This window comes from Allorhizobium sp. Av2 (assembly GCF_021462805.2).
GTDB classification, from domain to species: domain Bacteria; phylum Pseudomonadota; class Alphaproteobacteria; order Rhizobiales; family Rhizobiaceae; genus Allorhizobium; species Allorhizobium vitis_G.
In genome coordinates this window covers 2,116,712-2,140,805 of sequence record NZ_CP192696.1, presented here as the reverse complement: position 1 = coordinate 2,140,805, position 24,094 = coordinate 2,116,712, and the positions used below count along the sequence as shown (strand labels likewise).

Sequence of the window (24,094 nt, the reverse complement as noted above, 5' to 3'; positions counted from 1 at the left end):
ATGACCGGTCCTATCATTCTCGTCGGCGCCGGCAATATGGGCGGCGCCATGCTGTCCGGGTGGCTGAAGAACGGCGTCGATCCCGCGACCGTGATCGTCATCGATCCCGGTGCGAGTGATGCCGCCAAGGACCGGTTTTCTCAAGCTGGCGTGCGTCATCTGACGCAGGCGCCGGGCGATCTCGTAGCAGGTCTGCTGTTTCTGGCCGTCAAGCCGCAAGTGATGGAAGCGGTGCTTGCGCCGCTCAAGCCGCTGGTGGGGGCCGATACAGTCGTGGTGTCCGTGGCTGCTGGCAAGACTTTGGCTTTCATGGAAAGCCATTTGGGGGCTGCGGCCATGGTCCGCGCCATGCCCAATACGCCTGCCATGGTTGGGCGCGGTGTCACCGGTGCCTATGCCAATAGCGAGGTCAGTGACGCGCAGCGGGCGCGGGTCACCGCACTTCTGGCCGTATCCGGTCCGGTGGAGTGGGTGGCCAGCGAAAGCGATATCGACGCGGTCACCGCCGTTTCCGGCAGCGGTCCGGCCTATGTGTTTTATCTCGTCGAATGCATGGCTGAGGCAGGCTGTAAAGCCGGTCTGCCAGCGGACCTCGCCATGCGTCTCGCACGGGAAACTGTCGCCGGGGCTGGTGAAATGTTGCACCAGTCCCCGGACGATGCCGCCACGCTGCGCAAGAATGTCACCTCGCCGGGCGGCACCACCGCCGCAGCCCTTGGCGTATTGATGGCCGAAGACGGCATGCAGCCGCTGTTCGACACGGCGATAGCTGCTGCGAAACGCCGAGCCGAGGAGCTTGCCTCTTGAGTGGCGGTGACAAGACCTTGACCGAGATCACTTACGGCGATTTCGAAAAAGTCGATATCCGGGTCGGGACGATCATCGAGGCAGAGCCTTTTCCTGAGGCCCGCAAGCCTGCCTTCAAGCTGCGGATCGATTTCGGACCTGAGATCGGCATCAAACGGTCATCGGCGCAGATCACCGTACATTATACGCCGGAAAGCCTTGTTGGCCGCCAAGTGCTCGGCGTGGTGAATTTTCCGCCGCGCCAGATCGGACCTGTGCGATCCGAGGTTCTCACCCTTGGTTTCGAGGACGAGAGCGGGGCCATTGTGCTGGCTTCGGTGGAGCGCGGCGTGCCGAACGGCCACAAAATGATGTAGTTTCCCGCGTTCGGGTCGTCTTTAAATTGGGTCGGCCTTCTTAAACCGGAATGCGGATCGTGGCGCGCAGCCCCCCGAGCGGGCTGTCGCCAAGCGTGACATTGCCGCCATGGCTGCGGGCGATGTCGCGGGCAATGGCAAGGCCAAGACCGGTGCCTGACGCATCTTGGTTGCGGGCCTCGTCCAGCCGGAAAAACGGCTTGAACACATCATCGCGAGACTGGGCGGGAATGCCGGGACCATCATCATCGAAGACGATGGTCAGCCACTTGGCCCCGTGGCGGGCCTCGACATCCATGGTATTGGCATAGCGGCGGCCATTGGCGGCAAGGTTGCCCACCAGCCGCCAGAAGGCATTGGGGCGCACCCGGATCTGCTCGTCACCCTCGATCACATAGCTGAAGGCCTTGCCGTGCAGCCGGTAATCGGCGCTGATTTTTTCCATCATGTCCTTCAGGCTGAAGGGGCCGAAATTTTCCTCGGCCTCGCCTTTGGCAAAGGCCATATAGCCTTCCAGCATCGTTTGCATGGCCTCGACATCCTCGTTCAGCGGTTCGAGATCGGGATTGTCGCCCGCTAGCGCCAATTGCAACTTGAACCGGGTGAGGATGGTGCGCAAGTCATGGCTGACGCCGGTCAGCATGGCGGTGCGCTGTTCCATCTGCCGCTCGATGCGCTCACGCATTAGGATGAAGGCGAGGCCCGCCCGGCGGATTTCGTCGGCTCCGCGCGGGCTGAAGTCCTTGGCGGGTTTCTGGCCCTTGCCAAAGCTTTCGGCGGCCTCGGCCAGCGACAGGATCGGGCGGATCTGGCCGCGCAGGAACAGTGTGGCGATAACGATCAGCACCAGCGACGTGCCAAACATCCACAGCAGGAAGATATGGGTATTTGAGGCATAGGCCTGGTTGCGCCGAGCGAAAATCCGCAGCACCTCGCCATTCAACTGGATACGGATTTCGATCAACGGCGAATCGCCGACCGTATCGATCCAGAAGGGCCGCTTGATCTGGTTGCGCAATTCATCACTGAGCAATTGATCGAGAATCGAAAAGAATGGCTTGGGGCGAGGGGCGGGCAATTCGCCGTTCTTTTCCAGCGAGGCGACCAGACCCAGCTTGGAATTGGCAATTTTCAGCGTGTTGGCTGCGTCCTGGGGATAGGTTTCAAGCAAGACGATCACCGTGGCAATGTCACGGGTGACGGCGGCGGACAGGCGTTGCGTCACCATCTGCCAGTGGCGCTCCATGAAGACGAACAGCAAGACGGTCTGGAGGATCAGCATCGGCAGGATGATGATCAGCAGGGCACGGGCAAACAGGCCGGTCGGAAACTGGCGGCGCAGCCAGCGGCTGAACCAGCGCAGGTCGATCCATGAAATGCGCCGGTATTTCAATCGGCTGAAGGCTTGCCTGAACGTCATGGTCGTTTCCGTTATGGTTGACCGCTGCTGGTCGGATGCAGCCTTTAGAGCATCAGAACGATGCTCTAAATTTTTGTTTGCGCATCGGATTCATCCGAAAACCGGTTCTTAACTTTCGGTCCGATGCTCTAATCCCGGCTAAGGCGATAGCCGATGCCGCGCACGGTTTGCAGCCAGACCGGATTGGCCGGGTCGTCTTCGATCTTGCGGCGCAGCCGGTTGATCTGCACGTCGATGGTGCGTTCACCGACATCGGTATCCTCGCCCACCAGCTCGTGGCGCGGAATGGTATCACCGGCCCGGTTGGCAAACAGCAGCATGATATCCTGTTCGCGGTCGGTCAGATGAATGACCTCTGGCCCCTTTTTCAGCTCCTTGCGCAGGATGGAGAATGTATAGGGGCCGAACATTACCTGTTCGATTTTCGGCGTATCGGCGCCGGTGTTGCGCCGCAGGATATTGTTGATGCGCAGCACCAGTTCGCGCGGGTCGAAGGGCTTGGCCAGATAGTCGTCGGCGCCTGCCTCCAGCCCGGCAATGCGCGAATCGGCTTCTGTGCGGGCCGTCAGAAGAATGATCGGCGCATTGATCTCGCCGCTCAGCGATTTTGTCAGCGACAAGCCGTTTTCGCCGGGCATCATCACATCAACGATCAGCAGGTCATAGGCCAAGCCCGCCAGCTTGCGACGGGCTTCCTGCGCTTCGGCGGCGACGGTGACGCGAAAGCCCTGCTCGGTCAGGTAGCGATGCAAGAGATCGCGGATGCGTGTATCGTCATCGACAACAAGGAGGTGCGGGGCATCGTCGGTCAGGTCAATACGCTTCATACTGCTCAAGGCTCCTGATCTAGCGGTGTTGCCGCGCCATTCTCACTGCGCATGGCAGCCAGAAAAGTGCGAACGGCCTGTCTCTGTTCGCCTGAAAACCCTTCGAAGGCACGGGCAATCCGGCGCGATTGCGGGTCCGACAGAGCCAGCGCCAGTTCGCGCCCGGCCAGTGTCGGGTAGAGCCGGCGCTGACGCCGGTCGGCGGGGCCGGTCATTTGTCGAATATAGCCCTCGTCAATCAATTCCTTCAGAACCCTTGCGAGGCTCTGCTTGGTGATCCGCAGCAACCCCAGAAGATCGGCCACCGTCATGCCCGGTTGGCGATTGACGAAATGCACCGCCCGGTGATGGGCGCGGCCATAGCCCAGCTTGGCCAGAATCTCGTCCGGATCGGAAATGAAATCACGGTAGGCGAAGAAAAAGGCTTCGATCGTCTCGAAATCGATACTTTTATCGTCGATATGCGGCATGTCCGGCAGCTGCTTTTTCGCCGTTCTTACCGATGACGTTTTCTGCACGTGGTTCAGTTCCTTGTTTTACCGGTCGATGCGCCGCGCCTGTATGTCGGTGGCTCCCGGTCGGTCATCTGTGGCCGATCATGGCTGGCGGCGTGTCCATGCACTTGAAATTCGGTGCAAAACTATGACGAGTGCGATCAAAACGCTATTAAAAAAGCCGGTTTTCCAAAGATGCCATCAACAGAGGCCGTTCCTGCCTGAGAAATATTTTCAAGGCCGTGCAACCAAAGCTCCGCTCAAGGCTTTATGAGGACAATAGATGGGGAACGGGGTGGCGATTGTCTATGGAGACAGTCACGATCCCTTCAAGGCGATGAAAATGCGTTGGCGTTTTCATGCACTGGTAGAACAAGAGGCTGACTGCAATGTCATCAAATCTCGCGTCGGACACCGCACCGGAATTCTCGTCCGACATTCCTGTCGCGCAAGCCGTTGAAAACACCCTGAAGCCGGTGATGATCCTGGTTTTCACCCTGAAAATTGCCGTGGCAGCGCTTCTGGTCGGCAATGTGATGATGCCGAACCTTCATTCGGCTGAAGCCGAAATGGTTGCCGTACCCTGAGCATCTTCGATGGTCTGAGACGTCGCTTGATGCGAGGTTGCTATAGGATTTTCCGCAGGACCGCTGTCCACTTTTCAGCCCGATGCTGTATATGGTCTGTCAAGGTCGCCATTGGTTCGCGGCACGCCGATAGTCAGAGGTTTAGGTATGGGACAGCTTCAGGCGGGGATTATTCCCGTGACGCCATTTCAGCAGAATTGCACGGTTTTCTTCGATAGCGAGACAAAGGAAGGCGTGGTGGTCGATCCGGGTGGCGATGTCGAGGACATCCTGCGCATGGTTCAAGAAAACGGCATAACCCTGAAGGAGATCTGGCTGACCCACGGCCATCTTGATCATGCTGGCGGCGCCGAAGACCTCAAGGATGCGCTTGGCATTCAGATCATAGGCCCGCATCGCGACGACAAGCCTTTGCTGGACGCGCTGGAGGGGCAGGGCGCCCGCTTCAATCTTCCCATCAAGCTGCGCAATGTGACGCCCGACCGCTTTCTGGAAGAGGGCGATGTCGTCGGCTTTTCCGGCCATGAATTCGAGGTGCTGCATTGCCCCGGCCATGCGCCGGGCCATGTGGTGTTTTTCAATCGCGTCCAGAATTTCGCCCATCTGGGCGATGTGCTGTTCAATGGATCCATTGGCCGCACAGATCTGCCGGGCGGCAATCATCAGCAATTGCTGGATTCTATCCGCGATAAGGTCTTGCCGCTGGGCGACGATGTCGGCTTCATTTGCGGTCATGGCCCCGGCAGTCGGATCGGCGACGAGCGCCGCAGCAATCCGTTTCTGAAAGGCCTTTGAAAAGGTCTTTGAATCGTAGAAAAAACCCGGCAAAACTTGCCGGGCCGCTGGGCGAAATGAGATATGTGAACGAGGGTCTCAGCCTGCGATTTGCAGATTGACGGCCTTTGGTCCCTTGCCGCGGCGGTCCGGTTCCGTATCGAAGCTTACTTTCTGATTTTCACTCAGTCCGTTCAGACCGGAAGCCTGTACGGCGGAGATGTGGACGAAAATATCCGCACCGCCATTGTCCGGCTTGATAAAGCCGAAGCCTTTGTCGTTGTTGAAGAATTTTACAATGCCAGTTTCGGCCATGCGTCAGGTCCTTTTGTCTCTGTCCGGGATCGGCGGACAGCATTGCTCAATCCCGCCCAGGGTCGAGGCAGGGGTCTAGGCGAGCAAGTTTAAATTGTGAGGAAAGGTCCCTGTTACCGCAGCCACAAGCTGTGAACGACGCCTGTCGTATCCCCTTATGGATGCCCGGAACTTCTGCGTCTCCGGTGCCAGTCGAAATTTAGATCTTTCCGCGCCTTTAAATTGCCCGAACCCTTCAAGAGTGCTTGGTTTGTGGGAAATTGGCAAGCAAAAGTTTTTTTACCAATCTATGATCTGGCATGGTTCAAGCCGGAGCAATTCGTGCCTTTCCGGGCCATATCTGTACTGTTTTCGCCGAAAATTGCGAAAACTGCATCGTGGACGATGTAAATCATCCTCAATATGCCGGTTGCAGCGGTAAAGTTTTTCAAAGCTGTAAAATAAGGCGTGAGTTAAATTTTATTGCCTGATAGCGCGCAGTTTGCCCCATTCAGGCACGATTTCCACCGCTAGCATGGCGAGAAACATCAGGGCACAGCCGAGATAGCCAATCGGCGTCAGGGACTCGTTGAGGATAACTGCCCCCAGCAGGGCACCAAACAGCGCCTCCGACGACATGAAAATTGCCGCTTGCGATGAAGATGTGTAGCGCTGGGCGATGATTTGCAGGCTGAAAGCCAGTCCGCTCGACAACAGGCCACCATACAGGATCTGCGTCATCGAATTTTCGATACTGGCAAGGCTGATTGGTTCCAGGCCAATGGCGGCCAGCGTGCAGAGGAGGGCGGTGACGGCAAACTGGATGGTGGCAAGTGCATAGGGCCGTGACAGGGTCTGGATAATCCGTCCCGTCAACAGGATCTGCACCGCGAAAAACCCGGCGCACAGGATGGTCAGGCCGTCGCCGGTACTGAGTGCCGACAGGCTGCCGCCGCTGAGCAGCAGGATGCCGAGCAGGGCGGCCAGTGCCGCTGGCCAGATGATCCAATGGGGCCGGTGCCGCAGAAACACCACTGCCATGACAGGCACGATCACCACATAAAGGCCGGTGAGGAAACTGGCATTGGTGACGGTGGTAGTTTTCAGGCCAAATTGCTGGGCGGTCTGGGCAGCAAACAGCAGGACGCCGATAATGACAAACATCCTGACGTCACCCACCGACAACCTGTCTCGGCTACGTCGGCTTTCGAGCACGGCAAAAGGCAGCAGGACAATTGTTGCAATGCCAAATCGCAGGGCGTTGAACCAGTTGGCGCCCAGATGATCCATGGCGGTGGATTGTGCAACGAACCCGCCGCCCCAGATGGCGGCAGCCAGAAGAAGAAGGAGATTGGCCTGAATACGGGTCACTGAAACATCCTGATCCTGTCCTGCGGCTGGTATTTTGGCTACGCAGGCAATGCGGTGCCTCTATCAGGCGTCATCAATGGCCGCAAGAACAGCGAAGTCTGTTTTGGACCATCCCAGGGTTGTTTTTCAGGTGGTGCAGAAGATACGAAACATCCCTGCGGAAACGCTCTACAGATCCTGATTGTTTTTTGGCGGCGCCCGGTTGAGCCAGACGACCAGCAGGCCAAACAGGCTGAGCAGGGCAAGAACGCGGCGGTCGGCCAATACCGAGAGATAGCCGGGGACATGCACGGAGGAGACGGTGCCAGCGACGGCTCGGTCGACGCCGTTGTTGCGGGCAAGCGTATTGCTCAGCAGATCTTTCTGGGTGATCGGCAGGGCAATGCTGCCGGTTTCCATTGTATCGACTGGTGTTTGATCGGTCATTGTGCTTGTCGCCACTGAGGGGGCCGGTTGCCCGCTTGCGGGGGCCGCCGAAACCCATGCGGTCGGCAATGTTAAAGCGGCCAGCGCAATCCAGGCCGCAAACATGGTTTTCCGGCTAAAATCCCAGGGTTTCGAGGGGGTATTTTCCGTCCTGTTCCGTCTCATCTCGCCGCTTCCTTCTGCCCAACCGCAGGATGATAAAAGCCGGTCGAAATCGTCGGCAAAGGGACCGAATTGCGGCACTGCACTGCAAAAATTGAGGCGATATTGTGGCGCGTTAACATTTGGCCATTCCAGCCGGTTAACGGCGCTTTCCATCGTCCTGGCCAGCATCCTCGGCGGTGGTTTTTGTGCGCTCCTGTCACCGTGACAAGAAAAGCATCGGCACTGGCCGTTTCCGCTTGATCCGGGCAGGCAGAATTGTCATACAGCTGTAACCTGAAGCCTTGGGCAAACCAAGGTTTGCAATCGATCAACAGCTTCAGGATAATTTCATGGCTTTTCTTGCCGACGCCCTTTCCCGTGTTAAGCCTTCCGCCACCATTGCCGTGTCGCAGAAAGCTCGTGAACTGAAAGCGAAAGGCCGTGATGTGATCGGCCTTGGCGCGGGCGAACCGGACTTCGATACGCCCGACAACATCAAGCAGGCCGCCATCGACGCCATCAATCGCGGCGAGACCAAGTACACGCCGATTTCAGGCATTCCGGAACTGCGCAAGGCGATTGCCGACAAGTACAAGCGCGAGAACAATCTCGACTACAAGCCGGAGCAGACGATTGTCGGTACCGGTGGCAAGCAGATCCTGTTCAACGCCTTCATGGCGACGCTGAACGCTGGCGATGAAGTGATCATTCCGACGCCTTACTGGGTCTCCTATCCGGAAATGGTGGCGCTGTGCGGAGGCACGCCTGTCTTCGTCGCCACCATGCAGGAAAATAACTTCAAGCTGACGGCGGAAGATCTCGAAAAGGCGATCACACCGAAGACCAAGTGGTTCCTGTTCAACTCGCCGTCCAACCCGTCGGGTGCTGCCTATACTGAGGCCGAGCTGAAGGCTCTGACCGACGTGCTGTTGCGCCACGAGCAGGTCTGGGTCCTGACCGACGACATGTACGAGCATCTGGTCTATGGTGACTTCAAATTCACCACGCCAGCGGAAGTCGAGCCGAAGCTCTATGACCGTACATTGACCATGAACGGCGTTTCCAAGGCCTATGCCATGACCGGCTGGCGGATCGGCTATGCCGCAGGCCCGCTGCCGTTGATCAAGGCGATGGACATGATCCAGGGTCAGCAGACCTCGGGCGCTTGCTCCATCGCTCAGTGGGCGGCTGTGGAAGCCTTGAACGGCAGCCAGGACTTCATTCCGGAAAACAAGAAGATCTTTGAAGGTCGTCGCGATCTGGTGGTTTCGATGCTCAACCAGGCCAAGGGCATCGTATGCCCGTCGCCAGAAGGGGCTTTCTATGTCTATCCGTCCTGCGCGGGGTTGATGGGCAAGACCGCGCCGTCGGGCAAGGTTCTGGAAAGCGATGAGGATTTCGTCACCGAACTGCTGGAAACAGAAGGCGTAGCCGTGGTGCATGGCAGCGCCTTCGGCCTTGGTCCGAACTTCCGCATTTCCTATGCGACATCGGAAGCCCTGCTGGAAGAAGCCTGCAAGCGCATCCAGCGCTTCTGCGCGGCCTGCAAGTAAGCTTTCGCTTAGCAGTAAAACTAAAGGGCGGGATGGTGATGCCATCCCGCCCTTTTTCTATTCTTGTAACGAGCGCAGAATGAAGCTGCTCAGGCGTTCTGCATCTGCTTTCCTGCCGGGGCAGGGGCCGGAACCGGCTTTGGTTGCGGGGCCGGGGCAAAATGGATGTCGCGTTCGCGGTAGAGCGCCGGCAGGGCCAGAAGCGACACGCAGAACACGGCAATTGCGGTTTTCGTCAGTTCCGAGAACGGCCCGATCCGCCCATCCATATAACGCACCGCAAACACCACCAACACATGCCAGAGATAGACATGCAGCGAGTGACGGCCGAGCAATTGCAGGAAGCTGAGGCTGAAGACGCTGTTGACCACGCTTGCAATCTTGCGCACGACAGCGCTGTCATATTTCGGACCGGCAATCAGCAGCCAGGCAACCAGGCTGGCCATGGCGGCGAAATTCAGCAGATAGACGGGGCCGAAATCGGCACGCACTTCCATCGTTCCAAATTTTTGCAGCACGACGTCAGGCATCAACCCATGGGCTGTCATGATCCTGAGTGGAAGGAAGAATATGAGAATGGCAAGGGCCGTCTTGGGGATCAGCGTCTTTTCCGGGCTGAAGACCTTGCTCCACTCGATGTTGCCCGTCGCGGTCAGGCTGCCGGCAATCAGGCCGCCGAAAAACACGATCTGCCAGCCCAGCAGGTTGAAGCTGGCGCGAATGCCTTCCTTCTCCGCTGCGCCCAGCCAGGCATCGAGCGGATAGGTGATCAGACGGTGCAGACCAAGCTGGCCCGCCATCCAGACGACCAATGAGCCGATGGCGACGCTTGCCCAGCGTCCAGTAATGCACAGCCAGATCAAGACAGGCGCAAACACCATGTAGATGATATATTGCGGCAGAATATCCATATAGGTCGGCTGGAACAGGAATGTGGCGATTGAGGCGAGGCGCAACGGATCGCTGAGCGACACTTCGCCAAGCCAGTCATGCCAGATTCCAGCGGCTCCCGGCAACACGAACCGGGCCAGCAGGACCAGCAGAATAATGCCCATGGCGTAGCGATAAAGCTCCAGCGCTCGTGCCCAGATCCGCTCGCGTCCCGCCTCATAGCCGCTTTTCAGCATCTTGCGGCCATAGACCATGCCGACCAGCAGACCGGACATGAACACGAAGCCCTGTGCGTCCTCAACAAATGTCAGGTTGCGGTGATTGACCTCTACCAGCAGATAGCCGCCCGTGAAGATCAGGTGGTTCAACATCATGAATACAAGGAAATATCCCCGCATTCCGTCTAGGACATCTAATCTTTTCAAGGTCCCGGCTCCCGGTTCGCGTCCTGCCCAGCAGGTCGGTTTTTGCCCTTCATCGTGGTGACAATGCGGCGGACCGGGTAACGACCCGATCACATAACCGCAACGAGTGTTTGCAAGAAAGGTTCCTGCATCAAAATCTTGTGACTGGATTTTGACCTGAAACCCCTGAGATCAAAGCCCCAGAGCAGACAGCATGATGAAGGTGGCAAACAGGATGAAATGGGTCATGCCCTCGATGGCATTGGTCTCGCCATCGTTGAGGTTGATGGCCGCCGCGACAAGGGTGATCAGCACCATTACCGTCTGTACCGGGGTCATCGCCATGATGAACGGCTGGCCGGTGTAAAGGGCGATGGCCTCCATGACCGGAACCGTCAGGATGACGGTCGACAGCGATGCCCCCATGGCGATGTTGACGGTGGCTTGCATCCGGTTGCGCAAAGCCGCCTTCAGGGCGGTCATGATTTCTGGAGCAGCCGAGATGGTGGCAACGACGATGGCCATGATGGTCGGCGGCGCGCCGGTATCGCGCAGGCCCTCGGTCATCAACGCGGACATGAATTCGGCGAGAACGCCGATCAGCACCACACCGAACAGGATGACGGCGATGGAGGAGGCGATGCTTCCGTCTTCTTCGTCATGGGGCAAGGCCTCCTGTGGTGCTTGCTGTTGTTCTGTCGCGCTTTTGGTGGCGGCGACTTCGGTAGATGGCGCCTTTGCTGTCGTGGCTGCCTTGGGCGCGGCGCGGCCGGTATAGCTATAGCTGAAGAAATAGCTGTGCTGACCGACCTGCATGCGCAAGAACAGCCCATAAAGCGCCAGCATGGCAAAGATGGTGAAGCTGGAATAATAGGTCCATTTGTCGACGGGGATGAATTCCGGCACGATCATCGATATGCCCATCGCCGTCAGGATCATCACGCCATAGGTCTTGCCACTATCGTCATTATAGGGCTGTTCGCCGTGTTTCAGCCCGCCCAACAGGGCGGCAAGGCCCAGAATGCCGTTGATATCCAGCATCACAGCCGAATAGATCGTGTCGCGCACCAGGGTGGGCGAGCTTTCGCCCTGCATCATGATGGCAAGGATCAGCACTTCCACGGCCACGGCTGACAAGGTGAGGATCATTGTGCCATAGGGGTCGCCAACCCGGCGGGCGAGGATTTCCGCGTGATGCGCGACCCGGATCGAGGCCACCAATATGCCGCCAATCAGCACTGCCGCAGCGATCAGGCTGATGGTTGGTCCCGCCTCGATCAGCGAATGTTCGAGGAAGAACACGGCTATCGCCAATGCGATGGGGATCAGCAGGGACTTTTCCCGGAGCAAAACTGTCACGTCTCTTTATCCTTTGAAACCGCAGCGCGGCATTTGTCATTCTAGTAAGGTATTTGAGCAAGCAAAGGCCATTCAGGGGGCACGGATTTCAGTAAAGCGATTCGCCGTTGCGGTGCGTCCATTCTCTTTCGCACCTGCAACGTGCTGAGGCAATTTGCAGTTCCCTCGTCAAGATGCGATAGTTACACGAACGGCATTGAAAATGGCCGTTGGTGTTCCTCTTTCGAATATCTCAAGCCTTTGACGCATTTGAGATATTCGAAACGCCTTCAAGGTGAGGATGCGTGAGCATCTTCGAGCCTTGGTATGGAGATGACAGGGAGCTCATTCATTGCACAGGGAGAAGATGCATCATGGTCAAGGTTACCTATGAAATCGTTCCGCATGATGAAGGCTGGGCCTATCGGCTGAACGGCGCCTATTCCGAACGCTTCGATACGCATGACCAGGCATTGGAAGCGGCGCGGATCGTCATGCAGGAAATCGCTCAGGCCGATGAGCCGGTGCGGATTGTCTATCAGGATGAGAGCGGCAAGTGGCGGGCGGAAATGAGCAATGGCGATGATCGGCCCGAGGTGGAAATCCTTGACCAGTACGACCAATCCCGTACCGCCTGAACGGAGCGGTCAATTCAGATCGGTTTGCGGATAGATCCCGCATTGCGGCGTCGATGTCATTCGTCCAAATAGGCCAATAATCCCTCGACCACGGCGTCGAACACCGTCCGGCAGCGGCGGCTGAGTTTCAGGTCCTCGTGCATGACCACGAATGTGTCGAGCGCGATATCGAGGGTTCCGGGCAGGACTTCGATGAGATCCGCATGGCGGCGGGCGAGGCCGGGCTGGCACATGCCAATCCCCAGACCGGCGCGGATGGCTGCAAATTGCGCTAGATTGCTGTCGCTGCGGAACTGAAAATGCAGGGCATCCAGATCCGGGCGGGTTTTCAGCAGATCCCTGATATAGGCCAATTGCCGGTCGAAACCGATGAGGCGATGATCGGCAAGCTCCGCCAGACGTGATGGCGTGCCGTGACGCTCCAGATAGCGCCGATGGGCATAAAAGCCGATGCCAATGGCCCCGATATGGCGGCTGATCAGGGCAAGCTGGGTTGGTGCCACCATGCGCACGGCAATATCCACCTCCCGGTGGAGCAGATCCTCCATCTGGTCGGTGGCCGATAGCTCGATTTCCAGCCCGGGAAACTGCTCCTGCAAGCGGGTGAACATTGGGGGAAGCACTTCCACGGCGATCATTTCACTGGCGCTGACCCGCACCGGTCCGCGCACATCTCCTGCGTCTCCCTGCTCCCCGGCGGCGATGCGCGCCAGCGATGTGCTGGTGGCGGCCATCAGGGCAGCGTGGCTCCGCATGGCAAGGGCGGTTTCCGTCGGCAGCAGGCCGCGCTGGCTGCGCAGGAACAAGGGCGTGCCAAAAGCCTGTTCCAGCATCTCTATATGGCGACCGACTGTCGGCTGGGTCAGGCTCAGTTGACGCGCTGCCGCAGACAGTGAACCCTCCGTGATGACGGCGAGAAGACTGCGGTAGAGATCCCAACTCAGTTGATCTGCGTTCATGCATTTTTGTATAGCATAGATAAGAAAGTATACAATTTCGAATACCTCAATAATGAGGAATGATTGGCAATCGAAACAGCAGAAGTCTGGAGATTGTTATGACAGAAATCAACGATATTACTGGTTCTATTCCGCTGCCCAGCCCGATTGCCCTCGTGCTCGGGGCAACGGGAGGTGTCGGTGGCGCCGTCGCACGAGCTTTGGCCGGTCGGGGATACCATGTGCGGGCTTTGCACCGCGATGCAGCTCGACTTGCGGCGAAACATAGGGAAGGACAGCCAGCACTGGAATGGGTGCAGGGCGATGCGATGAACCGCGCCGATGTTATCCACGCGGCCAAAGACGCCTCTGTTATTCTGCATGGCGTCAATCCGCCCGGCTATCGCAACTGGGGGACACTGGTACTGCCGATGATCGACAATACCATTGCCGCCGCCCGTGCCAGCGGTGCCTGTATCCTGATGCCGGGGACGATCTATAACTACGGCCCGGATGCCTTCCCGCTGCTCAGCGAGGAGAGCCCGCAGCATCCGCAAACGGTCAAGGGTCGGATACGGGTAGAGCTGGAGCGGCGGCTGGAACAGGCAGCAGGCGAGGGGGTGCGGGTCATTCTTGTCAGGGCTGGTGATTTCTTCGGGCCTGAGGCGGGAAACAACTGGTTTGCTCAAGGGCTGATTACCCCCGGTAAGCCGGTGACGCGGGTTAACCTGCCGGGCAGGCCGGGCGTCAGCCATAGCTGGGCCTATCTGCCTGATGTCGCGGAAACCTTTGTCCGGCTACTGGAACGCGCGCCTGATCTGCCAGCCTTCGCCCGTTTTCACATGCAGGGCCATGTCGATGCGGACGGATATGCCATGGCGCAGGCGATCCGGCGGGCAAGCGGCAGCGATTCTGTCCGGTTCAAGCGCTTTGCCTGGTGGATGGTGCCGCTGCTGTCACCCGTCCTGCCGGTGTTTCGGGAATTGCTGGAAATGCGCTACCTGTGGCGCGAACCCATTGCGCTTGATAACCGTCGTCTCGTTGAGGTGCTTGGGGAAGAACCAAGGACGGCATTGGATGTGGCGGTTGCCACGACCTTGAAGAGCCTGAAGTGCTTGCAAACCACCGCGGTTCACCCTGACGGAAGTCGTTCGATGGCATCTGAAACCGCGCTGCATTGATGCAACAAGACCCCGCCGGATGATGGCGGGGTCTGTATCAAGGTTTACGATCAGTCGTCGAGCGTCGGATAGTCGATATAGCCCTTTTCTCCGCCGCCGTAGAATGTGCTCTGGTCGGCTTCATTCAGTGGTGCATCTTCCTTCAGACGGCGCACCAGATCCGGGTTGGCGATAAAGGGCTTGCCGAAGGCGACCATGTCGACTTTGCCTGACGCAATGGCGTCCATGGCCATCTGCCGGTCATAGCCGTTATTGCCGATCCAGACAGCCTTGCCGCCCGCATTGCGGTACGCGCCCTTGAAGGCCTCCCAATCGAAGGGTTTGTCGCCCTGGCTGAAATCACGCGGGCCGCCGGTCGCACCCTCGATCACGTGAATGTAGGCCAGGTCGAAGGCCGCCAGCTTTTCCACCAGCGCGGTATAGACCGACTGCGGATCGGGATCTGAAACGTCATTGGCGGGCGTGACCGGCGACAGGCGGATGCCGGTGCGGCCGCTGCCGATTTCACGGGTCACGGCCTGGACGACTTCAATCGTCAGGCGGATACGGTTCTCAATCGAGCCGCCATAGGCATCGCTGCGCTGATTGCTGCTCAATCGCATGAACTGTTCCAGCAGATAACCGTTGGCGGCATGGATTTCGACGCCGTCAAAACCGGCATCGATGGCGGCGCGCGCTGCCTTGCGGTAATCCTCGATCAGGCCGGGGATTTCCGAGAGTTCCAGGGCGCGGGGCTCGGAAGTGTCTACAAACGCGCCGTTGCCATCCGGGTTGATTACATAGGTCTTGCCCTTGGCAGCGATCGCCGAAGGAGCCACCGGCTTGCCGCCATTCGGCTGAAGCGAGGTATGGGAAATGCGCCCGACATGCCAAAGCTGGGTGACGATTTTGCCGCCCGCCTCATGCACCGCCTTGGTGACCGCTTTCCAGCCTTCAAGGGCTTCAGCCGAATAGAGACCCGGAACATCGGCATAACCCTGTGCCTGATGAGAAATGGCCGTGGCTTCGGTGATCAGCAGACCGGCGGTGGCACGCTGCTGGTAATAGGTGGCGGTGATTGGCTTTGGAACGGCATTGGGGGAACGGTTGCGCGTCAGCGGTGCCATGGCGATGCGGTTTGCAACGGCGATATCGCCGACTTGCAAGGGGTCAAAAAGAGTGGCCATTGAAATGTCCTTCTGAGGGTCATGATGAGAGTGTGATGGGAGAGGTCAGAGTTCCAAAGACAGCCGGGATAGAAAAGCAGCAATGGCTGCTTCGTCCCGCTTATAGAAAATCCATTGTCCGACCTTGTGGGAGGTGATTAGTCCAGCCTTGTGCAGGCTCGCGAGATGGGCCGATACGGTGGATTGCGACAGGCCGCAGCGCTCGAACTGCCCCGCGCAAATGCCCATTTCCAGCGGATGAGCCTGATCGCTGAAATGTTTTTCCGGCTCCCGTAGCCATTGAAGGATCTCACGCCGAACCGGATGCGACAGCGCTTTCAGCGCGTCATCCATATCCGGCTTGCTAAGGTCTTCTGGCTTGTCGAAATTCGTATCGTCCATCAACGATATATGGATCGTAAAAATCCGATATCAAGAGCGGCGGCCGGTGATTTTGGAGCGGGCAAAAAAAAGCACCCGCGAACGGATGCTTCAAGTGTGAAGGTCGTCAAACCTCCAGAGGGGAACAGCTACAAAAAACTACCATAAATAGTTTTTTCGCAACTGCACAATTATATAGATCAATCGCAGGAAGTTTCAAGTCTCCCTGAAAAACTTAGCCCCCGTAAAAAACCAAAAAAAAGGGGCCACCGGATCACTCCAGGGCCCTTAAAGTGTGAAGGTTAAAAACCTCCAGAGGGGAACAGCTGGTGCGGTGGGAACTGGGAGGAAGCCACCGTGTGCATCAGCTATGAGCGATATGGTGGTTTTTTGTGCAGTGAACAATGCTTTTTTGTGCATAGGAGGCATGCAGGTGTCGCATGTCTGCTATTTGCGTCGCAATTGAAAAACGATTTGACGATGATTCGTGACCTTGCTGCGACTGCTCAGTAAGGCCTATGCATAGATGCGCATAAGAAGATCTGTCGGTTTCAGAAGTTCCAATTGCGCGCCTTGCTGACGATGAAGTCGCGAAAAACTTTTAGCTTGGCCGCATTTTTCATCTCGTCCGGATAGCAGAAATAGGTATCGAAGGACGGAACTTCGGCACTGATCGGCAGCTGAATCAGTCCCGGATCGCGTCCGACGATGTAATCGGGCATGCAGGCAACCCCTATACCCAGCAGGCAGGCACGCTTGATCGAGGTCTGGCTGTTGATTTGCAGATGGGGAATGCGGCGATTGTCGGAGGAGCGCCCGGCCACTTCCAGCCAGTTAACGTCAAGCAGGTAATTGGGCGCCGGTTCGCCAAAGCTGATGATCCGATGGTTATCGAGATCCTCAATGGTCTGCGGCTCCCCATAGCGATTGATATAGGAGGGAGCGGCATAGACATGCATATGCACGGTAAACAGCTTGCGCTGGATCAGGTCCGATTGCTGCGGCTGGCGCAAGCGGATGGCGCAATCGGCGTGGCGCATGTTGACATCCAGTTCCTCGTTGTCGAGGATCAGCTGGATCGACATGTCAGGGTAAAGTTGCAGGAATTCCTGCACCTTGTCGGTGAGCCAGCCCTGGCCAAGCCCGACCGTGGTGGTGACGCGCAGCTTGCCGCTCGGCTTCTCGGTGGTTTCGGTCAGCTGCATTTTCACTGTTTCCAGTTTCAGCAGCACGTCATGGGCGGTGCGATAGAGCAATTCGCCCTGTTCGGTCAGAATGAGGCCGCGGGCGTGGCGGTGAAACAGCTTCACCCCCACATCCTGCTCCAGCGCGCTCACCTGTCGGCTGATTGCCGACTGCGAGAGATGCAGCTTATCTGCCGCATGGGTAAAGGACCCGGCTTCGGCTGCGGCGTGGAAAATCCGCAATTTGTCCCAATCCAGCGGTATATTGCTGCTGCCTCGCATCATGCCCTCACTCCGCGGCCTGAGCCGGGATAATCTCCGCGGCAAGATAACGTTCTGCCTCAAGGGCGGCCATGCACCCCATGCCGGCAGCAGTAATAGCCTGGCGGTAGATATCATCAGTTACGTCACCGGCGGCAAAAATGCCGGGTACGTCGGTCGCGGTCGAATCCGGTGCGGTCCACAGATAGCCGTTTGGCTTCAGCTTCAGCTTGCCGGTGAACAGTTCCACGGCGGGCGCATGGCCGATGGCGACGAAAACGCCGTCGATGGGGGTATCGGTAACGATGCCAGTGTCGAGATTTTTCAACCGCACGCCGGTCACCGATGGCGGCATCGGCGGCTTGGCCGGGCTGCCGGTGACTTCATCAATAACGGTGTTCCAGAGGACCTTGACATTATCCTTGGCAAACAGCCGCTCCTGCAAAATCTTCTCCGAGCGGAAACTGTCGCGGCGATGCACGACGGTCACGGTCTTGGCGATATGCGACAGGTAGAGCGATTCCTCGACCGCCGAATTGCCGCCGCCGACCACGATCACATCCTTGTTGCGATAGAAAAAGCCATCGCAGGTGGCGCAGGCCGAAACCCCGAAACCCTGGAAATGCTGTTCGCTTTCGATCCCCAGCCATTTCGCCTTGGCGCCAGTGCAGATGATCAGCGTATCAGCGGTCCAGACGGTGCCGGAATCGGTCTTGACGGTGAAGGGGCGGCGGGTGGTTTCCACCTCGGTCACCAGGTCGTTGACGATTTCCGTGCCGACATGGGTTGCCTGTTTCAGCATTTCGCCCATCAGCCAGGGGCCTTGGATCGGATCGGCAAAGCCGGGATAATTTTCCACATCGGTGGTGATCATTAGCTGGCCACCCTGTTCCATGCCGGCGATCAACACCGGTTTCAGCATGGCGCGGGCTGCATAGATGGCGGCGGTATAACCGGCGGGACCAGAGCCGATGATCAGCACTTTGGTATGGCGGGCGGACATGGTCTTTCCTTTCCGTGGCGAGGGACGTGTGGTGTGCGGCATATAGGATGCCTGCCTCGCCTTTTCTTCATTTCATTTATGAAGGCTCCATGCATTTATTCAAGGGCAGCTCTGCGTTTATAACAGGGCAATTCCATCCACCGTAATTTTACTGCGGCAAACGGACATTTTCTTGCGTTGGAACCCGGTCAGGGTCATAAGCGCGCATGGAGTTTGATAAAGGGTGACCGCGTGTTTCGCGCTGATTTGGATGCCATCGACATCAAAATTCTAAGAGAGCTGCAACGCGACGGTCGGATGACCAATGTCGAGCTTTCGGAGCGCGTCGGTATTTCCGCACCGCCCTGCCTCCGCCGGGTGCGCAAGCTGGAAGATTCTGGCATTATTCAAGGCTATCATGCGGCTTTAAGCGGCCCCAAACTGGGATTCGATCTGGTTGCCTTCTGCATGGTAGGCCTGAAACATCAGTCGGAAGCCAATCTGAAGAGCTTCGCCGCTGCCACCGAACAATGGCCGCTGGTGCGCCAGGCCTGGATGGTCAACGGCGAAAGCGACTTCCTGCTGCACTGCGTTGCCGATAACCTCACCAGTTTCCAGGATTTCGTCATCGAGACTCTGACGGCCAATAGCCATGTCGATACGGTGAAAACCCTGTTGACGATCCGGCAAATCAAGCGGCTGGGTTTGGTGGACATTTGATTGCGCCTTGCCGCAAAATCATCATCCATGATTCGCGCTGTTATCTCTCAAGACTTGATGTGGTCTTGAGCAGGCCAGTGATCTGGTCGATCAGCGCATCCACCGAGTAGAGCGCCATGATCTGCGGTGAGATTTCGACGAAGGGCGCCTTGCAGAAATCCTCTATTCCTTCCAGGCCCTGTGGGCGGTTTGAATGCTCACCGAGAATGAAGACATTGTCTGGATGATAAAAGTCCTCGTCGCGCACAGACTGATTATTGGTCAACAGCTTGCGTCCGTAGAGAGCAGCTTCCAGCGGTCGCAGCGTCAAGCCCTTCTGGCCGTCCTGGACGATATCGATGATGCAGCGCGCAGCAAGGTTTTCGGCGAGATAGGCGGGATAGGGCTTATTGACCGGTTTCTTGCCGAGACGTTCAGTCGGGGTCTTGTGGGGTTTTTTCACCTCGGTGAAACGGATGGACGTGCTAAAGCCCTTTTGTGTCAACTGATTGCTGAGTGTCTCTATCAGATCCTTGCGTCCCTTGTCCTTGCCCAGAAAGGCGAAGTCGTAGACTGGATTGACCGCGCGGACACCGTCTACCGCGGCGATAAATTGCCTGTAGAATTCAAAGCCGTAGCGTTCGCAATCGGCCTGGTCGAAGGATAGAACCGGATAGCCGGCGGCATGAAGATCCCGCAGCAGAGGTCCCATGCCGTTTTTTGTGGCAATTGGATTGCGCACGACCACGGCAACAGAAGCCTTGGGGCGCGTGCGGTGAAGATAATCCACGATCTCCTCGCGCTCGTTGACGATGAACAAGGCGTCGGGATGGCGGGCAATATGATCCGTGAGTATCCTCTCGTAAACGTATTTCCGGCAGAAGCGCGGCAGGACCTTGAAGATCAGCTGACGGCGCGCTTGCTGTTTGACGTTGACGACTTCGACATTAAAGCGCGTGGTATCGGCCTTGGTCCAGAAATAGTCTTCATAATCTGCCCAGAAGCCAATGCATACGACTTTCAGTCGCGCGTGGTGTAAGGGGGCAGATATCACGTTTGGCTCCTCGAAATCCGACGCTGTTCTGCTTACGGTCAGCGCCCTGATTTTATCTCAAACAGATTTTCTACGAAGAGTCATTGAAAATGATCGCGTCTATCATTTTTGCAAATATCTCAAGCGATGCAAGCGTTTGAGATATTTGCATGCCTTCACGGCGAGGTTGCGGCCCACATTTTCGAGATTGGGTATCAGGAGCCGAATGTATAGTTGAACACGCGGATTTCCTCCTGGAAATGGGCCTCAACAAAGGCTTTGGTTTCCTCATCGAAATAGCGGGTATAATTGCCGCGTTTCGAGCTGTTTTTCTTCGGGACCGGGCTGGTCAGACGCAGTCTTTCCATCAAGGTCGGCTTCAATCCGATCCGTTTGCGGATATGGCGGAAATCCGAATTGATGTTTTCGATCTTTCCGATGTAGTCGCAGCCGGATAACCAAAACAGCTGTGAGCGGCGTTGAAGAGGGGGCAGGATTTCATCCGGCCAATGTTCGTCATGCCGCGAATAATATTCATCTTCAAGGAGCCATGCTTTGAAGCCGATATCGCGAATATGCTGCTGATAATCGGGGCACTCATAGGGTTGTAGCCGTTTCTGGCAAAGAAACGAATAAAGGGATACCATTCTGTCCCAGGGATTGCGAACGAAGCCGAAGCTGAAACGCTTGTCTATGCCGAAATTGGCGAGCTTGCGGTAAGGCGTATGGGTCGGAACCCCCTGCGTCTCACCACCCAGCACCTTGGTGATGGATCTCCCGGCGGATTTCGGAACATGTACAAAGACAAAGTTTTGCGCAACGACCGTCATGGTCCCTCCTTTTTAAGTGATAGCGCTGTCCCAGCGCCTCAACATCCATGCGTTTTCTCAAATGCATGATGCTGTAATGTTCTCAATCTGCTGCGCGATTCCTGCTGCCGTATCACGGCCCAACAATCCCGCATTTATAGAGGGATCAAGCTCATCTTGATCCCAACCCCTGATTTCATCCGCTTTGCGCCAGATTAGGCGCTTGGAGGATAGAATGCTCTGATATTGTAGTAACCAATAAGTTACTGATTCGCGCCAGGGTTTTTTAAAAAAATCACAGGTCCGTCCGGGACTGGGAAGGCCTCTATCAAAAATACGGGAGTATCCCCGCTTCATTTCAGGGAAAACTGGGAGAAATCGCGGTTGTGCAGTGAATGCAAACGCGAATTGATTGGTCCCGTGACAATCACGGGTTTATGATCGATAGTCTGGCATCCCGGTATTTTACAGCCTTGGGATTGCCGTGTGACGGGCAAGAGGACACCGAAATGCAGGTATCTGATGCGCTACGCGTCAATTTGTTTCGGGCGACGAAGAAGGAATTCCCCTTCGAGGCCTTTGCGAAACAGTCTCATCCGTCCCTTCGCGTTTCGCTTGTGGAAGATGCGCGCTATAAGCCCTGCGACGTGGCCGTGATCTTCGGATCTTTCGGGCGTGACTCGACGCCGGTCCATGCCTTGCGCACCGCTATTGCCGTTCAGCATAAGGGGCCGTTGCTGACGGTCGAAGTCGGCTTCTGGGGGCGTGAGACCAGCAAGCGATCGTTTAACTGGTATCATACCCTGCTTGGACATCGCCGCAGCCTGTATAAATTCAAGCATAATTTCTACCGGATCGCCCTTGACGGTTCCCTGCCCGGCGAGGGTGATTTCTGTAATGCCAATAGCCCGCCGGACCGCTGGGAACAGCAAAGTGCTGCGCTGAATATTCGGCTGAAGCCCTACCGCAGCGCTGGTGAGCATGTGTTGATCATCGGGCAGATCCCCGGAGACGCGGCCATGCGCGGCATGGATGTTCGCCAATGGTTGGTGGCGACCGCTCGCCACGTGCGCAGGCTGACGGACCGGCCCATCATCGTGCGACCGCATCCCGGCATGAAAAACGAGGATTTTGCGGCGCTTGAGACCGAACTTGTAGCGATTCCCGGCCTGCACCTTTCCGGCCTGTCGTCCCTCACCGTTGTCGATGAACTGGCCCGGGCGCATTGCACCATATGCTATTCCTCGTCTTTTTCGCTGGATTCCCTGCTGGAAGGGGTGCCGGTCATTACGTTATCACGCTTCAATATCGCCGCGCCAATTTGCTCCAGACGGATCGAAGATGTGAACGATCCGCCGTTGCCGGAACGTGAGCAATTGTTCCATGATATCGCCTATGCCCATTGGACGCTGGATGACATCCGCGCCGGGGATGTGTTGAAACGGTTTGCCCCAATCCTCGCCAGACGGTGCGCTGGCGGTAGCCGTCAGGTGCGCCATAGTCCTGCCCATTCCGTTTTGCCTGGTTTTCAGCTACAGGGACTGTGATGCGCCGTGTTGCGCTTTGTGTGGCTGTCTCTCATCAGGCTGCTGCGACCTTCGTGACAGGATAGGGCATGTTCGGCAAGAAAACCCGGCCTCGCAAGAAAACCCGGCTTGAGCGGTTCTTTTCCCTTAACCAACATCGCAAGCGCTGGGGCGCGGCGCGCTATGCTGAGGGGGATCTGGATTACCAGGCACTCAAACATCAGATGGTCGAGGGTGACACTGCGCAGCAGACGCGCGGCTCGGAAAAATCGCTCGATCTGCATCTGGAAAACCTGCGGAGGGAGTTTGCGGGCCAGCCGGAACTGCTCTGGCATCATGCCCGGCTGATCGTGCTGCTGCGCCGGGAATTCCAGGTGGAGCAGACATTTGTGCAATTGCAGGCACTGTGGGAGGCGGAGGCTGATTTCCTCTGCGAAAACCTCAATCTGCGCTGGCTGGTTTCGGCTGCCGACAGTTTTGTCGATCATCACCCGGATGCCGGGGCGCGGGCGCGCGCCATGCTGGTGTCGCTGCTGGTCAATACGGTGAAAATCTATGAGACGGAGCGGGTGCTGGCGACGGCTCCGGCACCGCTCGATGCGCAAAAGCTGGAGCGGCTGCAATCCGAGTTGATTCCGCTGTTTTCCGGCCTGTCCTGCTTTACCATCGGCACCGACGATACCCTGCGCAACATGCGCTGGCGGCTGGACGGTTTGATGGCGCAAGGCCCGGTTGGCATGATGCTGAAAACCGTTTTCGACCGGTTGCAGGTGGAAGATACCGCCTTTGCCCGCCTCAAGGCGCAGCATCACCGGGGGCGGACGGGCTGGTGGTCTGAGTGACGGCCAAGGCCTTCAGATAGTCGAAATCCTCGCGCCGGACCGGCACCTGCCGCCGCTGTGCATCATGACTATGACAAAGCTGACGCAGGCCCATCCGCAACTGCGCCTTGATGCGCCTCAGCTGAAAGGCCAGCGCTGGGCGCTGTTTTTCCGATTGAGCGGGGGTAATCGAAGACTGGGTCGCAATCGGTTCGGGCAGGCCATAGGGGACGCAGCGGTCCAGTTGCACGGCCAGCGCCGGATCGGCCTGGAAGGAGGCAAGCTCATAGGCCGCGCAGATCACCGCATCGGCAATGGCACCGTGGCGCGCACTGCGCTTGAGAAGCTTGGCAGCTCCCGTCGGCCATAGAATATAGGCCGCAGCCCCCGAACGATCCTGGTAGAGCCGGCGCAGCGGTAGATCGGAGAGGCTGGCGTGAGCGACAAGTTTTTTGCGGCTGCGGGTTTCCAGCGTCACATGGTCGAGATCGGTGCGATGGCGCAGCGCTTCCAAAAGAGCAGACACCTTATCGGACAGAACCGCGTCGTCTTCCAATACCAGCACGGGATCTGCGCCTGTGGCAACCGCCTCCCAGATCTGGCGATGGCTGAGCAGGCAGGCCCGTTCGGCGGGCCGGATCGGTCTTTCCCAGCCGCTCCAATAGGCCTCGTCCAGATCGGGAAGATGATCGGCATCCAAGGCCGCTATGCGGGTGAAGGGTAACCCAAGGGCGTGCATCTGCGCCTGCTGGAAGGCCAGCCGCTCACGGGCGCGGTTGAGATTGATGATCATCACCTGCATGGCGTCGG

Annotated in this window: 26 protein-coding genes; 10 read left to right on the top strand and 16 right to left on the bottom strand. The window is 57.5% G+C overall.

Annotation, left to right across the window (positions count from 1 at the left end; genetic code table 11):
* Both proC and FS819_RS10225 read left to right on the top strand, forming a co-directional pair.
* A complete protein-coding gene (gene proC, locus FS819_RS10230; RefSeq protein ID WP_156546575.1) occupies positions 1–807 on the top strand; it encodes a pyrroline-5-carboxylate reductase in 807 nt (268 codons plus the stop codon).
* Positions 804–1,163: a tRNA-binding protein gene (locus tag FS819_RS10225; RefSeq protein ID WP_197434005.1), complete on the top strand. Its 360-nt coding sequence runs from the start codon at positions 804–806 to the stop codon at positions 1,161–1,163. The genes proC and FS819_RS10225 overlap by 4 nt, the downstream gene beginning before the upstream one ends.
* Before the next feature lie 40 nt (positions 1,164–1,203).
* Here FS819_RS10225 and FS819_RS10220 read toward each other — a convergent pair whose 3' ends face one another.
* The 3 genes from FS819_RS10220 to FS819_RS10210 form a co-directional block, all read right to left on the bottom strand.
* Positions 1,204–2,583 (bottom strand): sensor histidine kinase, encoded by a 1,380-nt coding sequence (locus FS819_RS10220; RefSeq protein ID WP_156546573.1) that lies wholly within the window; start codon positions 2,581–2,583, stop codon positions 1,204–1,206.
* Positions 2,584–2,711: 128 nt separating this feature from the next.
* Entirely contained in the window at positions 2,712–3,410 is a 699-nt protein-coding gene (locus FS819_RS10215) for a response regulator (protein ID WP_156534596.1), read from the bottom strand.
* A 5-nt stretch (positions 3,411–3,415) separates the two neighbouring features.
* On the bottom strand, positions 3,416–3,880 hold the full coding sequence (locus FS819_RS10210) for a MarR family winged helix-turn-helix transcriptional regulator (protein WP_156534716.1): 465 nt from the start codon (positions 3,878–3,880) through the stop codon (positions 3,416–3,418).
* A 413-nt stretch (positions 3,881–4,293) separates the two neighbouring features.
* On the opposite strand from FS819_RS10210, the gene FS819_RS10205 reads away from it, so the two are divergent.
* Positions 4,294–4,491, top strand: coding sequence for a hypothetical protein (locus FS819_RS10205; protein ID WP_156546571.1), 198 nt, complete (start codon positions 4,294–4,296; stop codon positions 4,489–4,491).
* Positions 4,492–4,638: 147 nt separating this feature from the next.
* Positions 4,639–5,286, top strand: a complete 648-nt coding sequence (locus tag FS819_RS10200) for an MBL fold metallo-hydrolase (RefSeq protein WP_156546569.1) — start codon at positions 4,639–4,641, stop codon at positions 5,284–5,286.
* Positions 5,287–5,364: 78 nt separating this feature from the next.
* On the opposite strand, the gene FS819_RS10195 is transcribed toward FS819_RS10200, so the two are convergent.
* The 3 genes from FS819_RS10195 to FS819_RS10185 all read right to left on the bottom strand — a co-directional run bounded on the left by FS819_RS10195 (position 5,365) and on the right by FS819_RS10185 (position 7,356).
* The gene (locus tag FS819_RS10195) at positions 5,365–5,580 is read right to left on the bottom strand and encodes a cold-shock protein (RefSeq protein ID WP_015916682.1); all 216 of its coding nucleotides are present in this window, start codon (positions 5,578–5,580) and stop codon (positions 5,365–5,367) included.
* Positions 5,581–6,039: 459 nt separating this feature from the next.
* Positions 6,040–6,930 carry a DMT family transporter gene (locus FS819_RS10190; RefSeq protein WP_234624587.1) on the bottom strand — a complete coding sequence of 297 codons (891 nt, stop codon included), beginning with the start codon at positions 6,928–6,930 and terminating at the stop codon, positions 6,040–6,042.
* 168 nt (positions 6,931–7,098) lie between these two features.
* Complete coding sequence (locus FS819_RS10185) at positions 7,099–7,356, bottom strand: hypothetical protein (protein WP_156546567.1); 258 nt, start codon at positions 7,354–7,356, stop codon at positions 7,099–7,101.
* Positions 7,357–7,850: 494 nt separating this feature from the next.
* Here FS819_RS10185 and FS819_RS10180 point away from each other — a divergent pair, with 494 nt between their 5' ends.
* Entirely contained in the window at positions 7,851–9,053 is a 1,203-nt protein-coding gene (locus tag FS819_RS10180) for a pyridoxal phosphate-dependent aminotransferase (RefSeq protein WP_234624588.1), read from the top strand.
* An 89-nt stretch (positions 9,054–9,142) separates the two neighbouring features.
* On the opposite strand, the gene FS819_RS10175 is transcribed toward FS819_RS10180, so the two are convergent.
* Together FS819_RS10175 and FS819_RS10170 are read right to left on the bottom strand one after the other, a co-directional pair.
* On the bottom strand, positions 9,143–10,369 hold the full coding sequence (locus FS819_RS10175; protein ID WP_234624589.1) for an OpgC family protein: 1,227 nt from the start codon (positions 10,367–10,369) through the stop codon (positions 9,143–9,145).
* Between the two features lie 171 nt (positions 10,370–10,540).
* Complete coding sequence (locus tag FS819_RS10170; protein WP_156547063.1) at positions 10,541–11,698, bottom strand: calcium:cation antiporter; 1,158 nt, start codon at positions 11,696–11,698, stop codon at positions 10,541–10,543.
* A gap of 362 nt (positions 11,699–12,060) precedes the next feature.
* On the opposite strand from FS819_RS10170, the gene FS819_RS10165 reads away from it, so the two are divergent.
* On the top strand, positions 12,061–12,324 hold the full coding sequence (locus tag FS819_RS10165; protein WP_070164224.1) for a DUF2188 domain-containing protein: 264 nt from the start codon (positions 12,061–12,063) through the stop codon (positions 12,322–12,324).
* A 56-nt stretch (positions 12,325–12,380) separates the two neighbouring features.
* Here the strand turns inward: FS819_RS10165 and FS819_RS10160 are convergent, their stop codons facing one another.
* Positions 12,381–13,283, bottom strand: a complete 903-nt coding sequence (locus tag FS819_RS10160; protein ID WP_156546563.1) for a LysR family transcriptional regulator — start codon at positions 13,281–13,283, stop codon at positions 12,381–12,383.
* A 98-nt stretch (positions 13,284–13,381) separates the two neighbouring features.
* Between FS819_RS10160 and FS819_RS10155 the strand changes: the two genes are divergently transcribed.
* A complete protein-coding gene (locus tag FS819_RS10155; RefSeq protein ID WP_156546561.1) occupies positions 13,382–14,443 on the top strand; it encodes an SDR family NAD(P)-dependent oxidoreductase in 1,062 nt (353 codons plus the stop codon).
* Between the two features lie 50 nt (positions 14,444–14,493).
* Here FS819_RS10155 and FS819_RS10150 read toward each other — a convergent pair whose 3' ends face one another.
* The 4 genes from FS819_RS10150 to trxB all read right to left on the bottom strand — a co-directional run bounded on the left by FS819_RS10150 (position 14,494) and on the right by trxB (position 18,417).
* A complete protein-coding gene (locus FS819_RS10150; protein WP_156546559.1) occupies positions 14,494–15,609 on the bottom strand; it encodes an alkene reductase in 1,116 nt (371 codons plus the stop codon).
* A gap of 45 nt (positions 15,610–15,654) precedes the next feature.
* Positions 15,655–15,990 (bottom strand): ArsR/SmtB family transcription factor, encoded by a 336-nt coding sequence (locus FS819_RS10145; RefSeq protein WP_156547061.1) that lies wholly within the window; start codon positions 15,988–15,990, stop codon positions 15,655–15,657.
* A 530-nt stretch (positions 15,991–16,520) separates the two neighbouring features.
* Positions 16,521–17,417 (bottom strand): LysR family transcriptional regulator VtlR, encoded by an 897-nt coding sequence (locus FS819_RS10140; RefSeq protein ID WP_070164270.1) that lies wholly within the window; start codon positions 17,415–17,417, stop codon positions 16,521–16,523.
* 25 nt (positions 17,418–17,442) lie between these two features.
* On the bottom strand, positions 17,443–18,417 hold the full coding sequence (trxB, locus tag FS819_RS10135) for a thioredoxin-disulfide reductase (protein WP_156546557.1): 975 nt from the start codon (positions 18,415–18,417) through the stop codon (positions 17,443–17,445).
* 231 nt (positions 18,418–18,648) lie between these two features.
* On the opposite strand from trxB, the gene FS819_RS10130 reads away from it, so the two are divergent.
* Positions 18,649–19,116 (top strand): Lrp/AsnC family transcriptional regulator, encoded by a 468-nt coding sequence (locus tag FS819_RS10130; RefSeq protein ID WP_234624591.1) that lies wholly within the window; start codon positions 18,649–18,651, stop codon positions 19,114–19,116.
* A 40-nt stretch (positions 19,117–19,156) separates the two neighbouring features.
* Here the strand turns inward: FS819_RS10130 and FS819_RS10125 are convergent, their stop codons facing one another.
* Both FS819_RS10125 and FS819_RS10120 read right to left on the bottom strand, forming a co-directional pair.
* Complete coding sequence (locus FS819_RS10125; RefSeq protein WP_156546553.1) at positions 19,157–20,149, bottom strand: WaaS/CpsH family glycosyltransferase; 993 nt, start codon at positions 20,147–20,149, stop codon at positions 19,157–19,159.
* Between the two features lie 194 nt (positions 20,150–20,343).
* Positions 20,344–20,958, bottom strand: a complete 615-nt coding sequence (locus FS819_RS10120) for a sulfotransferase family 2 domain-containing protein (RefSeq protein WP_156546551.1) — start codon at positions 20,956–20,958, stop codon at positions 20,344–20,346.
* A gap of 488 nt (positions 20,959–21,446) precedes the next feature.
* Between FS819_RS10120 and FS819_RS10115 the strand changes: the two genes are divergently transcribed.
* Positions 21,447–22,484, top strand: a complete 1,038-nt coding sequence (locus FS819_RS10115; RefSeq protein ID WP_156546549.1) for a hypothetical protein — start codon at positions 21,447–21,449, stop codon at positions 22,482–22,484.
* Positions 22,485–22,552: 68 nt separating this feature from the next.
* Entirely contained in the window at positions 22,553–23,305 is a 753-nt protein-coding gene (locus FS819_RS10110; RefSeq protein WP_197434007.1) for a hypothetical protein, read from the top strand.
* On the opposite strand, the gene FS819_RS10105 is transcribed toward FS819_RS10110, so the two are convergent.
* The gene (locus FS819_RS10105) at positions 23,259–24,086 is read right to left on the bottom strand and encodes a glycosyltransferase family 25 protein (protein ID WP_156546548.1); all 828 of its coding nucleotides are present in this window, start codon (positions 24,084–24,086) and stop codon (positions 23,259–23,261) included. The genes FS819_RS10110 and FS819_RS10105 overlap by 47 nt on opposite strands.
* Positions 24,087–24,094: the final 8 nt, after the last annotated feature.

What these genes read in the sequence shown, in the direction of transcription:
- proC (WP_156546575.1), top strand. Translation starts at nt 1, where the DNA reads ATGACCGGTCCTATCATTCTCGTCGGCGCCGGCAATATGGGCGGCGCC.
- FS819_RS10220 (WP_156546573.1), bottom strand. Translation starts at nt 2,583, where the DNA reads ATGACGTTCAGGCAAGCCTTCAGCCGATTGAAATACCGGCGCATTTCA.
- FS819_RS10215 (WP_156534596.1), bottom strand. Translation starts at nt 3,410, where the DNA reads ATGAAGCGTATTGACCTGACCGACGATGCCCCGCACCTCCTTGTTGTC.
- FS819_RS10210 (WP_156534716.1), bottom strand. Translation starts at nt 3,880, where the DNA reads ATGCCGCATATCGACGATAAAAGTATCGATTTCGAGACGATCGAAGCC.
- FS819_RS10205 (WP_156546571.1), top strand. Translation starts at nt 4,294, where the DNA reads ATGTCATCAAATCTCGCGTCGGACACCGCACCGGAATTCTCGTCCGAC.
- FS819_RS10200 (WP_156546569.1), top strand. Translation starts at nt 4,639, where the DNA reads ATGGGACAGCTTCAGGCGGGGATTATTCCCGTGACGCCATTTCAGCAG.
- FS819_RS10195 (WP_015916682.1), bottom strand. Translation starts at nt 5,580, where the DNA reads ATGGCCGAAACTGGCATTGTAAAATTCTTCAACAACGACAAAGGCTTC.
- FS819_RS10185 (WP_156546567.1), bottom strand. Translation starts at nt 7,356, where the DNA reads ATGACCGATCAAACACCAGTCGATACAATGGAAACCGGCAGCATTGCC.
- FS819_RS10180 (WP_234624588.1), top strand. Translation starts at nt 7,851, where the DNA reads ATGGCTTTTCTTGCCGACGCCCTTTCCCGTGTTAAGCCTTCCGCCACC.
- FS819_RS10165 (WP_070164224.1), top strand. Translation starts at nt 12,061, where the DNA reads ATGGTCAAGGTTACCTATGAAATCGTTCCGCATGATGAAGGCTGGGCC.
- FS819_RS10160 (WP_156546563.1), bottom strand. Translation starts at nt 13,283, where the DNA reads ATGAACGCAGATCAACTGAGTTGGGATCTCTACCGCAGTCTTCTCGCC.
- FS819_RS10155 (WP_156546561.1), top strand. Translation starts at nt 13,382, where the DNA reads ATGACAGAAATCAACGATATTACTGGTTCTATTCCGCTGCCCAGCCCG.
- FS819_RS10150 (WP_156546559.1), bottom strand. Translation starts at nt 15,609, where the DNA reads ATGGCCACTCTTTTTGACCCCTTGCAAGTCGGCGATATCGCCGTTGCA.
- FS819_RS10145 (WP_156547061.1), bottom strand. Translation starts at nt 15,990, where the DNA reads ATGGACGATACGAATTTCGACAAGCCAGAAGACCTTAGCAAGCCGGAT.
- trxB (WP_156546557.1), bottom strand. Translation starts at nt 18,417, where the DNA reads ATGTCCGCCCGCCATACCAAAGTGCTGATCATCGGCTCTGGTCCCGCC.
- FS819_RS10120 (WP_156546551.1), bottom strand. Translation starts at nt 20,958, where the DNA reads ATGACGGTCGTTGCGCAAAACTTTGTCTTTGTACATGTTCCGAAATCC.
- FS819_RS10115 (WP_156546549.1), top strand. Translation starts at nt 21,447, where the DNA reads ATGCAGGTATCTGATGCGCTACGCGTCAATTTGTTTCGGGCGACGAAG.
- FS819_RS10110 (WP_197434007.1), top strand. Translation starts at nt 22,553, where the DNA reads ATGTTCGGCAAGAAAACCCGGCCTCGCAAGAAAACCCGGCTTGAGCGG.
- FS819_RS10105 (WP_156546548.1), bottom strand. Translation starts at nt 24,086, where the DNA reads ATGCAGGTGATGATCATCAATCTCAACCGCGCCCGTGAGCGGCTGGCC.